This window comes from Methanofollis ethanolicus (assembly GCF_001571385.1).
Taxonomy (GTDB): domain Archaea; phylum Halobacteriota; class Methanomicrobia; order Methanomicrobiales; family Methanofollaceae; genus Methanofollis; species Methanofollis ethanolicus.
Genome location: NZ_BCNW01000001.1, coordinates 379538 through 393642 on the forward strand (window position 1 = coordinate 379538; position 14105 = coordinate 393642).

Annotated in this window: 22 protein-coding genes; 4 read left to right on the top strand and 18 right to left on the bottom strand. The window is 56.0% G+C overall.

The features are described from left to right. Window positions 1-44: 44 nt before the first annotated feature. Complete coding sequence (locus MEFOE_RS01955) at window positions 45-875, bottom strand: flavodoxin family protein (protein ID WP_067052835.1); 831 nt, start codon at window positions 873-875, stop codon at window positions 45-47. Here MEFOE_RS01955 and MEFOE_RS13910 point away from each other — a divergent pair. Both MEFOE_RS13910 and MEFOE_RS01960 read left to right on the top strand, forming a co-directional pair. Beyond that, the gene (locus tag MEFOE_RS13910; RefSeq protein ID WP_160329468.1) at window positions 874-1041 is read left to right on the top strand and encodes a hypothetical protein; all 168 of its coding nucleotides are present in this window, start codon (window positions 874-876) and stop codon (window positions 1039-1041) included. The two genes, MEFOE_RS01955 and MEFOE_RS13910, sit on opposite strands and share 2 nt — an antisense overlap. 155 nt (window positions 1042-1196) lie before the next feature. After that, the gene (locus MEFOE_RS01960) at window positions 1197-1697 is read left to right on the top strand and encodes a shikimate kinase (protein WP_067047553.1); all 501 of its coding nucleotides are present in this window, start codon (window positions 1197-1199) and stop codon (window positions 1695-1697) included. A 192-nt stretch (window positions 1698-1889) separates the two neighbouring features. Here the strand turns inward: MEFOE_RS01960 and MEFOE_RS01965 are convergent, their stop codons facing one another. Next, window positions 1890-2921, bottom strand: a complete 1032-nt coding sequence (locus MEFOE_RS01965; RefSeq protein ID WP_083523284.1) for a dimethylarginine dimethylaminohydrolase family protein — start codon at window positions 2919-2921, stop codon at window positions 1890-1892. A 377-nt stretch (window positions 2922-3298) separates the two neighbouring features. On the opposite strand from MEFOE_RS01965, the gene MEFOE_RS01975 reads away from it, so the two are divergent. Both MEFOE_RS01975 and MEFOE_RS13215 read left to right on the top strand, forming a co-directional pair. Continuing rightward, complete coding sequence (locus MEFOE_RS01975; RefSeq protein WP_067047558.1) at window positions 3299-4357, top strand: integrase; 1059 nt, start codon at window positions 3299-3301, stop codon at window positions 4355-4357. A 155-nt stretch (window positions 4358-4512) separates the two neighbouring features. Further along, window positions 4513-4731: a hypothetical protein gene (locus MEFOE_RS13215; protein WP_083523484.1), complete on the top strand. Its 219-nt coding sequence runs from the start codon at window positions 4513-4515 to the stop codon at window positions 4729-4731. Here the strand turns inward: MEFOE_RS13215 and MEFOE_RS01980 are convergent. The 16 genes from MEFOE_RS01980 to MEFOE_RS02045 all read right to left on the bottom strand — a co-directional run bounded on the left by MEFOE_RS01980 (window position 4718) and on the right by MEFOE_RS02045 (window position 14027). Next, the gene (locus MEFOE_RS01980; protein WP_067047561.1) at window positions 4718-5011 is read right to left on the bottom strand and encodes a type II toxin-antitoxin system mRNA interferase toxin, RelE/StbE family; all 294 of its coding nucleotides are present in this window, start codon (window positions 5009-5011) and stop codon (window positions 4718-4720) included. The genes MEFOE_RS13215 and MEFOE_RS01980 overlap by 14 nt on opposite strands. 10 nt (window positions 5012-5021) lie before the next feature. Next, window positions 5022-6014: a PKD domain-containing protein gene (locus tag MEFOE_RS01985; protein ID WP_083523285.1), complete on the bottom strand. Its 993-nt coding sequence runs from the start codon at window positions 6012-6014 to the stop codon at window positions 5022-5024. A gap of 19 nt (window positions 6015-6033) precedes the next feature. After that, the gene (locus MEFOE_RS01990; RefSeq protein ID WP_067047566.1) at window positions 6034-6546 is read right to left on the bottom strand and encodes a PKD domain-containing protein; all 513 of its coding nucleotides are present in this window, start codon (window positions 6544-6546) and stop codon (window positions 6034-6036) included. Between the two features lie 21 nt (window positions 6547-6567). Next, window positions 6568-7251: a hypothetical protein gene (locus MEFOE_RS01995; RefSeq protein WP_153015835.1), complete on the bottom strand. Its 684-nt coding sequence runs from the start codon at window positions 7249-7251 to the stop codon at window positions 6568-6570. Further along, window positions 7248-7628: a hypothetical protein gene (locus MEFOE_RS02000; RefSeq protein ID WP_067047572.1), complete on the bottom strand. Its 381-nt coding sequence runs from the start codon at window positions 7626-7628 to the stop codon at window positions 7248-7250. The genes MEFOE_RS01995 and MEFOE_RS02000 overlap by 4 nt, the downstream gene beginning before the upstream one ends. After that, window positions 7625-7774 carry a hypothetical protein gene (locus MEFOE_RS13915; RefSeq protein WP_160329469.1) on the bottom strand — a complete coding sequence of 50 codons (150 nt, stop codon included), beginning with the start codon at window positions 7772-7774 and terminating at the stop codon, window positions 7625-7627. The genes MEFOE_RS02000 and MEFOE_RS13915 overlap by 4 nt, the downstream gene beginning before the upstream one ends. 163 nt (window positions 7775-7937) lie before the next feature. Continuing rightward, entirely contained in the window at window positions 7938-8294 is a 357-nt protein-coding gene (locus MEFOE_RS02005; protein ID WP_067047574.1) for a hypothetical protein, read from the bottom strand. Beyond that, window positions 8291-9025 carry a hypothetical protein gene (locus tag MEFOE_RS02010; RefSeq protein WP_067047577.1) on the bottom strand — a complete coding sequence of 245 codons (735 nt, stop codon included), beginning with the start codon at window positions 9023-9025 and terminating at the stop codon, window positions 8291-8293. Before MEFOE_RS02010 ends, MEFOE_RS02005 begins: the two co-directional genes overlap by 4 nt. Before the next feature lie 2 nt (window positions 9026-9027). Further along, window positions 9028-10332 carry a hypothetical protein gene (locus MEFOE_RS02015; RefSeq protein ID WP_067047580.1) on the bottom strand — a complete coding sequence of 435 codons (1305 nt, stop codon included), beginning with the start codon at window positions 10330-10332 and terminating at the stop codon, window positions 9028-9030. 178 nt (window positions 10333-10510) lie between these two features. Beyond that, window positions 10511-11473, bottom strand: a complete 963-nt coding sequence (locus tag MEFOE_RS02020; protein ID WP_067047583.1) for a hypothetical protein — start codon at window positions 11471-11473, stop codon at window positions 10511-10513. Window positions 11474-11486: 13 nt separating this feature from the next. Then, entirely contained in the window at window positions 11487-11609 is a 123-nt protein-coding gene (locus tag MEFOE_RS14595) for a hypothetical protein (RefSeq protein ID WP_268872601.1), read from the bottom strand. Between the two features lie 200 nt (window positions 11610-11809). Beyond that, window positions 11810-11995 carry a hypothetical protein gene (locus tag MEFOE_RS02025; protein WP_153015836.1) on the bottom strand — a complete coding sequence of 62 codons (186 nt, stop codon included), beginning with the start codon at window positions 11993-11995 and terminating at the stop codon, window positions 11810-11812. A gap of 3 nt (window positions 11996-11998) precedes the next feature. After that, on the bottom strand, window positions 11999-12652 hold the full coding sequence (locus tag MEFOE_RS02030; RefSeq protein WP_153015837.1) for an ATP-binding protein: 654 nt from the start codon (window positions 12650-12652) through the stop codon (window positions 11999-12001). Between the two features lie 38 nt (window positions 12653-12690). After that, window positions 12691-13248: a hypothetical protein gene (locus tag MEFOE_RS02035; RefSeq protein WP_067047592.1), complete on the bottom strand. Its 558-nt coding sequence runs from the start codon at window positions 13246-13248 to the stop codon at window positions 12691-12693. Then, window positions 13245-13454 (bottom strand): hypothetical protein, encoded by a 210-nt coding sequence (locus tag MEFOE_RS02040; RefSeq protein WP_067047596.1) that lies wholly within the window; start codon window positions 13452-13454, stop codon window positions 13245-13247. The genes MEFOE_RS02035 and MEFOE_RS02040 overlap by 4 nt, the downstream gene beginning before the upstream one ends. Continuing rightward, entirely contained in the window at window positions 13455-14027 is a 573-nt protein-coding gene (locus MEFOE_RS02045; RefSeq protein WP_067047598.1) for a hypothetical protein, read from the bottom strand. Between the last annotated feature and the right edge of the window lie 78 nt (window positions 14028-14105).

Consider the following 14105-nt stretch of genomic DNA (forward strand, 5'->3'; position numbering starts at 1 on the left):
ACTCATACCACGCCTCATTCCATAGTGATCAGAGCAAGTCCTTCTCATCTTTCTGCATCGGATCCCCCGATCTCCCGCAGGTCCTTTCGAATCTGCCGCCGCATGTACCACTCCGCCAGCGTGCCCAGGGCATGGTAGACCGGATTGACCGGCACATCCACAAAGTAGCGTCTTCCCTTCTGGAGCCACCCCTGCTCGGTCCAGTAGGCGTGATCCGCAGGAGACCGTTCGCCCAACTCATCGCAGGGGGCCCTCCCGATATGGAACGCCATCACGTCAAAAAATCCTGGTTTTGAGCGCGTCCCCATCCGGAGTGCGGCGAGAAAGGCCCCTGCCACCGCCTGCAACTTCTCTTCGTTCTCCCGCACCCGGTAGGCAGGGAGAGGACCCATGGTGGCGTGGGAGGTGATCCCCGCCCGGGCGGCGTCCTCGAAGCCCCATATGCGGGCCACCGCGTCGAGGTACTCCAGCACGTCTTTGTTCCCCATCACGCCGGCGCTGGTGAGGAGGAGTGCCTTCTGCCGGAAAAAGCGGGGGCGGTGGAAGATATAGGAATGGCGGTCGATGAACACCTTCATCAATCCTGAGACCTGGAAGCCGTAGACCGGGGTGGCGAAGATCACCCCGTCGGCGTCATGCATCTTCTCTTCGAGAAGGGCTGAGTCGTCCTTGATGGGGCAGTGCTCCTCTCCCCGCTCGAAGCAGGTGTAGCACCCGCGGCACTGCTCCAGGTTGACGTCCTGCAGCGTGACGTACTCCCAGTCCACCGGTGCGTTCTCCTGGAGGATCTCGCGGATCCGTTCGGCTGCGTGGTAGGTGTTTGCCCTGCGGGGGCTGCCCATGATGACCAGGACCTTGAGGGGCCGGTTTTCCATGGAGGAGGAGAGGGATGTCTCATACATAGATGTTCTTCTTCCCGATACCCGGGGGCATACCCCCACCGACCCGCCCGACGACGATGGCGGATCTGCATCCCCGAGCACCGACCATGCACCAGAGATGTGCAAAAACGGGACCGGTCGCCCCCTCCCCTGCATGTGATACACGACGGAGAGCCGTCTCCCTCTTCTGACCCCCTGTACAGGTTTTCCTGCAGGACGCACTCAGTTCCCGGGACAAAACCTTCATCCCCCCCAGGATCCCATCCCGGGTACCACTAGAGGGGCCTTGAGTCCACCGGGTCCCGGGAGAGCCGTATGCATTACCACAAAAACATCGTCCTCATCGGCATGCCCGGTGCGGGGAAGAGCACCGTGGGCGTCATCCTTGCAAAATCCCTCGGCGTGCAGTTCATCGATACCGATATCCTGATCCAGGAGCGGACCGGAAGGATGCTGCAGGAGATCCTCGACGAGGACGGGCCGGATATGTTCGGGCAGATCGAGGAGGAGACGGTCCTCTCCCTGCACCCCGGCCATGCGGTGATCGCGACGGGCGGCAGCGTGGTGTGCAGCGAAGATGCGATGGCGCACCTGAAGGCCGGAGGGGTGGTCGTGTACCTCGAGATCTCGTATGACGAGATGGCAAAGAGGCTCAAGAACATCACGACCCGGGGGATACTCCTCCTCACGGGCCAGAGTCTCCGCGAGATGTACGACTGGCGGGTCCCGCTCTACGAGAGGTATGCCGATCTCACCGTTGCGTCTTCGGGTGAGGATCTCGAGTCCGTAGTCGGGAAAGTGCTCGAAGTGGTGTGATGGCGGGACCCCCTATTCCCACAACCCCGGTTCGAGGTCCTGTATCGTGTATTGAGTCGTAGGTCGACCGAAGACGTCCAGCAGGTAATGAGACGAGGATCCGCACAATTTTCCTAGACCACGGAGGAGCGGGTTTCGGTCATGGCTTCGGGATCCTGTTCTTTGCCGTGCGAAGACTTCCCTCATCACCGATTATTGTTCGCACCTGCGAATCAGAGCCTGAGTCGCACACCGCAGACTTCCGCCCTGTCCGTTATGAACCCCGAAATAGACCGGATAAACAGAAATTCCACGTTTTTCCAGTTCTTCCCTGATGAACGTATTGTCGTTGTGATCGTTCCAGGACATGATGTAATGACTTTCATCGACCGGCAGACCATTGACAGCCAGCCGTGAGGCATCTTCCAGAGAAACCGTTATTGTATCAAAGTCTTCAAGCACTTTCGGGATACCTTCTGCAAACGCTTCAGGACAGAGAATTGCAAGACCTCTTCTGGGAACCGAAAGCACACAGTCAAGATGGAGGATCTCAGGCACCAATGGCACACGCATTACATTGAAGGCGTCACCCAGGAAATTTTTCAGCCAGCGATATCCGGCTTCATTCGAACCCACGGCGGGATTCATCGAGTTTCCCACCAGGATCGTGGTGCCAAGAACAATGACATCGCCGCCTTCCAGCAACGGTGTTTCGTCACCTGGAATTGCCAGCGGTTCTGTATGCGGCATGGCAACCCACCTGACGCCGTCAACGCATTTTTCCCGTAAAATTTCACTGAAACCTGAGATGTCTGTTTTTCTGATAGGAGTTCTCAGATTGCATTCGATAACGGTATTTCCGATGATCACCAGATTGTCGCGGGGAAAATCCTGAGAGTATCCGTTTATCAGGATCTTTTCGCCATAGTTCCCCCGGATGAATTCCTGAGTTATCTCTTTTGGGCGAAGAACCTTTACTCCGAGTTTTTTCAGAACAGTGATAAAGGCCTGAGTTTCTCCTTCAAGCATTTCGGATTCGCTTTTCCCCGTATCCGGGTGGATCATATCTGCAAAGTTCATTCCGGCCGTTTCCCTGGCATAGGCGGCTTCATCCTCCGGCAGAATCCGGAGAGCGTTTTCAAACCATGGTGCCTTAAGGTCGGGTGTCATTCCGGTAGATAATCCGACGATAACTTCCTGAAGTTTTCCGTATTCGGACTCTACATGGATTTTTGCGTCTTCCATATGACTTTTCCACTTCCCTGGGAATCCGTGTCAGGTCTTCTGAAAAGAGTCACCTTCCGGGGTTCCATTGTCAGTTAGAAGTAGTTTGGACCGGAAGTATTTATAAAACGTGGGGAATATAGGGAGGTTCTCCTGATGAGAATAGATAGATCTCAAAATCAGTCTTCATGTATTGGTGGATATTTCCCGGAAAATGCAGCGAAAATAAAAGAAGATGGGCCCGGGGCGATTCGAACGCCCGATCTCCGCCGTGTGAAGGCGACGTCATAGCCAGCCCCTTTTTCAAATCTGGCGATAAATCAGGGTCGAAGAATTTTTCGACCCCCTCGCGCACACCACGTAATGGTAACGAAGATGGGTTAATCATCTCTGAATACATGGCCGATGCCGATGTGGGCAAACGGTTCCTGGAATACGCCGCAAAGACCCGCACTAAGGACGACAAAACGCGCAGGGGATATCTCAATGGCCTGAGATCTCTGCAGCCCATCAAAATCCCCACGGACCTGTCAGATTACAAGGAGATGTACGGGACGAACATAACGGACCCTCAGAGAAAAGGTTTGCAGAAGTTCTTTAATTTCCTCCGGGACAAGGAACTGAGAACCGAATGGAACGGCTACGATCTTTCACTGTTCTGGGGGAATCTGAAGATTGCAGAAAAGGGAGAGGCCAACATGAGCAGCAGGTTGAAGGATCTCACCTCTGCTGAAGTGCAGGCAGCCCGGGAGGGTTTGCCGGAACCGGTGCAGGTCTACTACTCACTGCTCGCGTACTCCGGTGCCCGGCACAGCCACCTCTACAAAGCACTGGAGCAGAGCCGGTCCATTGAACGTGTGGGAAACGCCATTCGGATCGATGTCAAGGATCTTTCCGGAGGGACCAAAAATGAGGCTTACTTCTACTTCCCTGCGGAGATGGAGAAGGCGCTATCTCAGTACTCACACTCGCACAGCGGGAGCCACCTCCAGAAACTGATCGCTGCGAGCGGGACCGAAGGCCGGCCGGTGAATGTTGCCAGCCTGAGGAAGTGGAATTACAACCTGATGCGGACCGGGGACCCTGTCATCGATGCAACCGCCGCCGATCATATCCAGGGGAGAAGCCCCAAGAGCGTAGGAGATCGACACTATGCCGACCTCGATAAGATCGCCGCCGAGGGTTACAATGCGATTGTGCCGAAACTCCTGCAGGATCTACCTGTGCCTGACTGGATGACGGATTATGCTCCTGCAAGAGCGGGGAAACCGAAGTCGAAAGGCGGACGGGAGAACCTGATCGCTGGGAAGAACAAGAAGGAGATGGATGAGAAAGAACTGGATCGGATGCTTCGGTCTGGAATGTCCCATGCGGAGATCATCAAGCAGTTGCCAGGAGCGAACAAGACGAAGATAGCAGCATATGTCAAAGAACACCCCGAACTGAAGAGAAAATAACTCTCTTCTTTTTTTCCCAGGATGGATTACCCCAACCCCGGGGAGATCGGCCGGCATACACAATCCTCATGGGCGTTTCCCGGCCGATTCCCTCAGAAATGGGTTTTGTACCTGCTTCAAAAAGTATATCCCTTCGAAGGGTAGACTCCATGTACATGCAGACGATAGAAGTGTCCAACACGATTTATAATGAAATCGTCTCGCGCAGAATAGGGAAGGAATCTCTCAGTAAGACTCTTGAACGTGAATTAAAACCTGTCAAAAAATGTGCGAGAACTGCCGAGTTGGAGAGGTTAAGGAGACAGCCGGGATCTGATATATCGGTTGTTGAAAAAAGATTGGCTTCTAAAAGATTGGAAGTTAACACGATTTAAGCCAATTGTGATACTTTTTTTCAGTCATAATCTTTAGAACTGCTGCGTACTGATTCGGCCCAGTCCCTTCAATAACATAAATCACAACATGGTCATGAGGAACATGCAAACGCCAGAATCCCTTACAATTTCCTTTTAACTCGTGTTTATTGCAGGAATTTATATTCACTAACAGATATTCGCCAAGACATTTTTTGATTTTATCAATAATACTCTCCTCAATGGAGAGGTTCTTTTCAAGATACCTCTCCACGTCTCGTTTTATCTCAATCTTTGCCATAGTATCTTCTCTAGAATATCTTTACTCCTCTGATGCCATAGAACATCGTCGGTTTTGCATTCGGAAAAACGCCCTTGAATTCCCACGATGACGATGTGAATTCATCAGACGCGTTCAGCCAGGCAAGCGGGAAGCCCAGCCCACAGCAAAAACACCGAGAAAGCATCGTTTCAGGATCTGCGAGTTCTTCGGGAGTAATGCCATAATTGGAGCACGTTTCAGCGTTAATAATGCTCCCCTCGGGGCCGCCGTTTGTCGTGACGGCGAATAGCCCCGGGTCTGTGAACGAGTCTGAGAACGATTCGTGCCGTACGGAGATCTGTCCGGCCTGCCGGTTAGGATAGATCACCACATCCGGGAGGTGTTCAACTGGCCGATCCGGTTTGGTAGCGATCCGGGCGAGAGACCAATATCTGCCGGTTTCCTCGTCTCTCCACCCATACTGCTGTGGAGGGACGATCCCGACTCCGTTTTTGTTGACGAAAAATTCTTTCGGATCGTCCAAATTGAACCGTTCTCCACAGATATTGAGCGTCCCGGTCCATACCTCCGGGTATTCTGCGGTTTCGAGGGTGGCCCCTCCGAAAAAGGCGAGGAGAGGATAACAAAACCCGACCGGATACCCGTAGATGATGTGATCGGGCGGGTATATACGATCCTCGGAGCCATTACAGCATGGATACAGCATTAGGAAATTCCCGATATAGCCGACTCGTTCAGGATGGCCCTCTTTGGTACAACAGGAAAAACAATTTAGGCCTATCCCATCCCCTCGCCAGGGGAAATATCGCCGGATCTTCTCTGCTACTGTTTCGGCTCCCGGAGGTGCCGCACGTTCACGTACGGAGATGTTGGAGGTACTAGAGTTTGATCCACCGGGGCCTGAAACAGTCAGAGTGACTGTATAGGTTCCCGGCTTCTCGAATATGTGGGCGGGGTTCTTGTCATGACTAATTGGGCTTCCATCGCCGAAATTCCACGTAAATGGGTGCTCCTCAGCCATGCCCTATCGCCGTCCCTGTTTAGGCAGAAGGCCAGAGGTCGCCGGTACTGTTGTTGGTGAACGTGACCGTGAGCGGGGCTATGCCGCTTGTCTTGTCTGCGGTGAATCCAGCGACCGGCGCGGGGTGGCCAACGGTGATCGCTACCTCTTTGCTGTTGCTTCCGCCGGGGCCGGTAACGGTCAGTTTCGCGGTATAGTTCCCTGCGGCGGCGTAGGTGTGCGCGGGACTGGTCTCGGTCGAGGTCTCGCCGTCGCCAAATGCCCATGACCGGGACGTGATGTTTCCGGTCGAGGCGTCGGCGAACGTGACGGTCAGCGGGTAGTTTCCGCTTGTCTTGTCGGGCGTGAACCCGGCGACCGGCGCGGGCCATGTGGCGGTGATCGTGGTCGTCTTTTCGGTGCTTCCTCCGGGACCGGCGGCGGTCAGGGTGACCGTATAGGTGCCGGGGGTCTCAAAAATGTGAGTCGGATTCTCATCATGACTTACGGCCGAACCATCGCCGAAGTCCCACGTATACGCGTAATTCGTCATTTTCTTTCACCTTATATCAATTCAATAAATTTCTCCAGTGCTTTTGTTCGTTAGTGTTACAGTAAGCGGGGCTTTTCCGCTTGTCGGGTTGGCGGTGAAGTTTGCGACCGGTGCGGGGGTTGGGGCCGTGCCAGGCGACGCGAAGATCCCGCCGATCTGGGACGTGGTCCGGGTGCTCCCACCGGGCGGATACCAGAATGCGACCTCTAACTTCAGGGTCGTAAACGTCCGATTTTTCAGTTCGATCAGGCCGTCCGCGTTGAGGGGATAGGCCGGGTGGGGGAGAGCCGATCCCGTGCGGGCCTGGGAGAGGTCCAGGGCGATCTCATCATCCAGGTAGAGCCGCCAGGTGGATTGAATGTGGTTCGGGTTGGGATATTCGGTGCTCGGTTTCCAGGCGATCAGGATATCGGCGGGGGTCGAGGGTTGGGAGTTCGTCGCCGTGACCTCGTAGGTAAATTTCTCCTCCTCGTTAAGGGGTAGTCCCTGGGTCATCCAGCATGGGATCGGTATCCAGTCGGCGAGGTCTGCGGCGGGGGCGTCCCGGATTTGGCCGCTGTTCGGGTCGGCTAACGCATACCCACAGGTCATCTCGATATCTTCCTGTTCGGGCTGTTGGACGTACCCGGCACGCGTGGCCTTGACGCTACTTGTAGGGCTGTAGGGGTCTAAATTGAACTGCAATAGGTTGGCCATACCACTCACGCGAAAACCATCCGGCAGGACCACCTGCACGGTGCCGACCCGACATTCTGGACTTTCAGGGTGATGGTGTTGATCGTGTACCCGGTCGGCAGTTCGATCGTTCCCGCTTCGTCGGTGAACCACATGACGGTGGTGTTATCGTTCCGGATCTCCAGGAAACAATCTGCCGGCACCGACACACAGAGGTAGCGTAACCTCCGGTTGATCGTCACCGTTTTTTCGTAGGTCGCGCCGGCCTCCAGTGTGATTTCATCCGTCGAAGGCGGGTACTGGAGGATTCTATCTTCCGTGCTACCTTTCCCCAGGGCTGAAAGGATATACGTCAGAAGTGCTTTCACTTCCTTCATTTCCGCACAGAACGTATACGGTTCCATCATCTCCCCCTCCTCATCAGAACGTAGCAGACGACGGCACCCACCAGGATACCGATCAGGTACTTTCGGTACCGGTACAGCATGCACTTTATGCCGCCTTCACCGTTCAGGATACTTTCACATTCCAGACATCCCGAGAAATCGACCATCTTACAGACCTCCGGGTTCCACGCTCTTCTGATGAACCGGGCATCGTGCAAACTCCATTTTGATCTGCGAGATCTCCGTTTTCATCTGCCAGAGCAGCGCGAAGTTCGCCGTAAACCCGGCAAAAAGGGCAATGTAGATTCCTAAAAGTTCGTACATCCCTTTTCACCTCATGAAGTCCTTGATCCGCGGGAGGAACGCGATCACCACAACTGCCACTATCCCGAGGAGCAGGAGCCAGCCGCCGATCTTCGAAGCGTTTTTCTCGGTGGTTCCCATTGCGGAATCAACGCTGGCACCCATAGCCGCCAGGCCGACCGCACCGCCGACCCCTGCCACTGCCGGGATCGCTCCCCACTTACCGATGTTGAGTATCGCCGCCCGGGTGTTCACCCCGGTATCAACTACTGCCGATTCGATCTTCGCGACGTCTGCGATCTCTTTCAGTTTCTTTGCCTCCGAAAGTGTCGCATCCCCTGCTATGGATGCAATCCTCTTCAGAAGCGCTGCCTGTCCGCTCATGCCTTCGCTCCTTCACTGGATTTTTTCGTTGTTTTTCCGCTGCCTTTCCGGTAGACGAAGAAGTAGTAGACTCCAGCCACAATTGCCAGAACGGCCACGATGATCAGCGGAATGGATAACCCCTGCTCTTGTGCCTCCTTCGCGATGTCCCCGAGTATCGGGACATCTGAGATCGTGTCGAGTGCCCCGCTTGCGGCTTCATCAGCCCCGCCAAAGAGCGAATCATACCACGCCTGCCAGTCGAAATCATCCCCGGACGTGCCCCCCCCACCGGGCGCGTAGGGGTTCTCCTGCCCCCCTGTCGGGGTCGTATCTTTCGGCGCGTCGTCCGGTGCTGCCTGCGGTGTGGTGCCGTCGCCACTCAGGATCTTTGAAATTGCCAGGGCCGACCCCCCCAACAGGGTCGTCCCCAACACGGTTTTGCTGGTGAGAGTTTGCGCTATCTGACTCGTTACTTTTGTTTTTGACGCTGCTGTCGCTGCTTCTACTGCCGCATTTGCCTCTTTCTGTGCCGCGGCTGCTGCTTCGATCACCCTTGCCTGCCGAGCCGTTACTTTCCCGGTGTTTCTTACAGTCTCCGCCACCGTTTCGGCCGCCCGTGCAGCATTTGCCGCGTTTTTTGCTGCGGTTTCCGCCGCGTTTTTTGCCACTTTCGCCGGAGTCCCGGCCCGGGTAACCGTTTTCAGAACGCCGGACCCGATCCGGGTAAGAGCGCTGAATATTCCTGCCATTATTAGATCACCTTGCTTGTGCCGTACGCGGCTGCTCCCAGTGCTCCGGTTTTAATCGCCGTTTTCAGTGCTTTTCCTGCGAAGTATCCCGTTCCGCCCGTGAAGGCACCGAAAGCCAGCAACGCCGCATCCATACCCCCGTCCAGCAGTTCGTCCTGTGTGATTTCTCCTGCCCGGCCAGACAGGATCTTGTTGCCGACCTGCATCAGTCCCAGGGGTGCAACAACATCGACCGCCACTGCCGGGATACCTGCCGCCGCAGTTTTTGCGTAGTCCCCGCGTTCCGCGCTTTCAAATGCAGTATCATACAGGCTGCTCTTCGCCCGGTAGAACTCATCGTAGCCGCCGGATGCAGCCGCCAGCGATCCGCCCAGGATACCGTACGAGTACGTTGTGCCTTTGCTCTGGCTTGCCGGGCTGCTGCTCACTTTCTCTTCCGATCCGCTGCCGCCGCTCAGGAAACTCCCGATAGCGCCCATAATGCCGGATAAGACGTCCCCGCTGTCGCTGCCGCGGCTTTCCGGTGCCGCATTCGCAGACTGCCGGTACAGGATCTTCGTCGTGCTGTCCGTCTGGCCGGGCATGACCTTCGTATGTGCATAGTCGTACATCCCGCCGTCTGGATTGCCGTACCTCTTCAGCCAGGCTTTTGCAGCCCCGTCTCCCTTGTCCGCCCGCGCCTGCATCATCGCCTGATTCTTCGCCTGATACGCTGCCGTCGCTGCCGCTTTCTCATCGGGCGTCTGTGCGTATGCTGCCCCGGCGGAACCGGACGAAACGATCTGACCGTTTGCGGACCGAATTTCATATCCACCATCGGTATAGATCGTCTTGTACAGCGTGTTTCCAGCGTTCCCGACTCCCAGGGTGTTTGCAATCACCTGCCGTTCGGTTACCCCCGGCGACTCTGCCATGAATCCTGCCGCAGCCTCGACGCTCCCGGTCTCCGGGTCCCAGGCGCTGGATATCCTCTTCAGGACAGCCGAATAACTGAAGTCTGGGAGGGTCGTGAGCGTGCTCGTTGTCGTCGTGCCGCCGCCCGTCGACGAGGATACCGCCGACGATTTCAGGCCCGAAACAGCATTGAGGGCTATGGATGCCGGGAGCAGTACCGGATTCGTTTTTATCCCGCGCAGTATCGCGTTTTTCGCGGTTTCATTCTGAGAAGAGAGGACAGCCGCACCGGCTGCCGCTGCACCCGTCGCGGCTGCTGCGGTTTTAACAAGAGGGTTTGAAGCAGCGGACTTTGCCGCTGCTTTTGCCGCTGTTGCCGTGGTCCTTGCTGCGGTTGCTGCCGAACCGCTCACGGTCCTTGCCGCCGTGCGTGCAGCACCGGATAGTGTCCGTGATGCGGAGGAGGCCGTGCTGGAAATGGCTCTGGATGCGCTGCGCGTTACGGAGGAAGATGCACGTGAGATGGCCTTAGAGGCGCCGGACAGTACCGACCCTATTGCGCTGAACAATCCTGCCATCCATCAGCCCACCTTAAACGAACGACCCGCCGATGTTTACGATCCCGGTCTTCGTATAGGTGGCCGTATCGACCATCCGTTCAAACGAGACGTACCGGAGCGTGGTCTGTGCGGGGGATTTCACTCCGACCTGCCGGTCGCCCTTGTTGTACGTCCAGGCCGGAACACCCAGGCCGTTGTCGTACCACTGGACGCCGTACTCGAGCGTCACCATGCCCGCCGGCATCGCGGTCTTGTACTTCCGCTCGTCGATGGCTCGCATCGTGCGCCAGTTGATCTTGATCAGTTCCGACCTGTCCGGCACGGTCTGCAGGATACCCACCTGCTGCGGTGCCGCGCTGAAGTACAGCATCGCCCCGGTGAGCAGGGTTCCGGTCGGAAGGTCGAGCACCCCGGTAAACTCCGTGTTCGCCGGGATGGTGGTTGTGATGGCGTACACCTTCGGCTCCGCGACGTACTCGAAGTTCTGACCGTACATCTGGATGAGTTCGGTGCCGGTCGGGATCTTCTCGACGATCGTGGTCGTCACATCTGCCGCGGTGACGTTCAGGTTGGTGCCGGCGGTCGAGCCGAAGGTGACCTTCAGTTCAAGACTGTCGTGTGCAACCGCGACGATGTCCCCCTCGTCCAGGAAGAGCGTGAACTCAACGTCGGCGCTGGCACTTGCAGCGATTGACGAAAGGGTCTTTTCGATGACCTTATCGACGTCCGAGGCCCCAAACAGGGCGTTCCTGCGCGCAACATCCAGACCGTTGAGTGAGTAGTGCACCCGGGTGCTGTCCGACGTCAGAACGATCTGATCGACGGCTGCCAGGACATCTGCGATGGCGGGGGTTGCTGCCGCCGTTCCAGCGTTCTGGATCGTGATCTTGAAGTCCAGGCAATAGGCGTCGTGGATGCTCGTCCGCGGGAGTTGGATCGCCGGAACGCTCTTGTTGATCTTCTCAGAAAGCGTGTTCAGTTTGATTCTTGCCATACGTCCGCACCTCTCACTTCTTTGCGAGCAGGACCGACACGACCGCGATGATCACGCCTCCGATGATGAGCGGGAGAGCGTAATCCACGAACTTACCCTTCGCTGCGTTAATCGCAGCATTCATAACATCTGCCATGTTTTTTGCACCTCAAATCAGTCTTCCTCTTCGCCGAACATTGCCGTAGACGCACGCACATGCAGGGCGTGAGCCCACAAAATCCACGGGACGCAGAAGGCTATCAGCCCGATCCCGGCCAGATACAGAATGTTCGTATCCATACGGTCAGAGAATCGGAATAGGGTCTCAAAAAAGGCGGGTGCCGAAAATGGAACCGCTTACGGCAGAACCCGGCACTCCCGCAACCTGTCGATCATCCAACTGACGGCAACGTTGTACGATATCCCCGATGGGTCCGGGTATTTCTCCGGGTCTTCCGTTGCCATCTGCTTTTTGACGTTCTGCAGCCTGCCGTCTGTGATTTTGCTAACGCTGATTTTGTATGTCCCTTTTTTGTGCATCATCGTCTACCCCCTGTGCGGTGTTCTCCGGGTGACGTCTGCCGCCGGGACGATCTGCCCCTCCAAATCCTGACTCCCGTGATCCCAGATTAAGACGTCGTGCTTGTTCAGTTTGCGGTTAATCTGCGTGAAATCCGGTATCATCTGCTCGATATACCGGATATCCTGCGGGATGGAGTGTTTGAAGAGGTAGGTGTACCCGCACTGACTCCACAGCAATTTCGGGAAGTCCTGCAACCGCTGCGTCACGAACCAGAGGAGTTTTCTCCTTCCTGCCCCCTCCCGCGCTACGAGTTCCAGAAGCGAGTCGGGAACGCTGCTGTTCCTGTTCCAGTTGTGCGCCTCTTCTACGATAATATGCCGTTCTCCCGGTTCCGTGAATACGGCATCGACCAGGTCCCGGTACAGGTCGATCAGGTCCGCGGTCTTCGTCCGGAGCGTCGGGACGCAGAGCAGATAATCGTAATCCGTCAGTTTGTCCCAGTTGTATTTTAAGCCGGGTTTCATCTGGATCTTCTTCACGTTCGGGAGTTCCTGCAACCCGATATGGTTGCTGGTCTTGGTATCGAGGACGATGAACGGTTCTTCGGCGTCATAGAGTTGCTCGACGCAGGCGCCGACGAAATACGATTTGCCAGCCCTGGTAGGCGCGGCAATCATCCGATGTGCTGCATCGTCCAGGTGAAGATCGATGTCCATCAGTCCAACCTTTCCAGCCTTTCCAGCGCTGATAGCGCGTGTTCGCTGATCGGTGCGGTGCTGCTCGGCTTCGTCGGGACCGGTTCTTCGTACGCATCGGCATGCTCTTTCGCCGGTTCACTCTCGTGCTCGGGTGTGGCTGGCTCCGGCAACTCTTCAGCCGCCGCCCTCTGATCGGAGATGACCTTCAGGATCGCCGGAAGGAACGTGAGGACCAGGGCGCCGGCCCCTATCACCCCTGCCATTGCCGGTGAACTGACTTCATACCCTGCGGTCTCCGGCATGTAGGCGTTGAGGGCCCTGCTGAGGTTCTCCTTCCCCCAGGTCTCCCATACTTTGAGGTTCGGTGGCGGAAGGTCGTACTCTTTCAGCAGATCCCCGGACGATCCTATGAGCATGTCGAGCACGCCGACGAAGGCGTTCAACTCTTCTTTTTCCGGTTCGTTGGGTTCGTCCGGACGATGAGTATCTTCGTCGAGGACCTTGTCGAAGTCGATGTCCAGGCCCGTGATTTCCGGGGTGATGTCCTTCCGGTTGATCGCCTCTGCTTCCGTCATTCCGTCACCGCCTGAACCTCTTTGATCTCCTTCTCTACCTCAAACTTAATCCGGTATCCTTCCAGGGAGAAGGCCCCGGTGATCTTGCCGGTCTGCTCGAACTTCTCTTTCAGGCCGGCGTCGTTGATGACCCGGTCGGCAATGCTCGTGAGTCGGGTTATCGCCTTGATTGCGTCGCCAAAACCGGCAATATCTGCAAATCCCATTTAATACAGCCTCCGCATTGCGTTCTGGACTCTTCCGCTTATCGGCGGTGCTGCCGGAGTCTGCTGACGATCTTTGCGGTGAGTACGTCCTGGTAGAAACCAGAGGAAGAAAGCCAGAACCCCCAGTACCGCGATGATGCCCACGACTGCGAGAGGAGGGATACCGCCGACCTTCTTCATGGCCTCCTGCAATTTCTCCTCCTTGTTTTTCTCCTCGTTTTCTCCAGGAGAAATCAGGAGAAATTCATCGTCTTCGGGTACTTCGGATTTCTCCTCTGTTTTCTCCTCTCTTTTCTCCTTTTCTCCAGGAGAATTCTCCTCATTTTCTCCTGATTTCTCCTTCTTTTCTCCCGGAGAAGTCGAAGAATCGGGCTTGTTTTCCGGGAGGTCGTCTTTCCAGACAACCCGATATTTGCCGCACACAGGGCATTTCCGTTTCTTATCGGCCTGATCTCGGGGTATCCATTCGTTCGTACAGTTGAGGCAATGGGCAACCCGGCCTGATTTCTCCTGCGATTTCTCCTGCGATTTCTCCTTTTCTCCAGGAGAATTCTCCTCATTTTCTCCTACCATTTCTCCTTTTCTCCAGGAGAAAATAGGAGAAGTCGAGGAGAAAAATGGCGGGTTCCACGCCACCAAAATAGGGGGGGT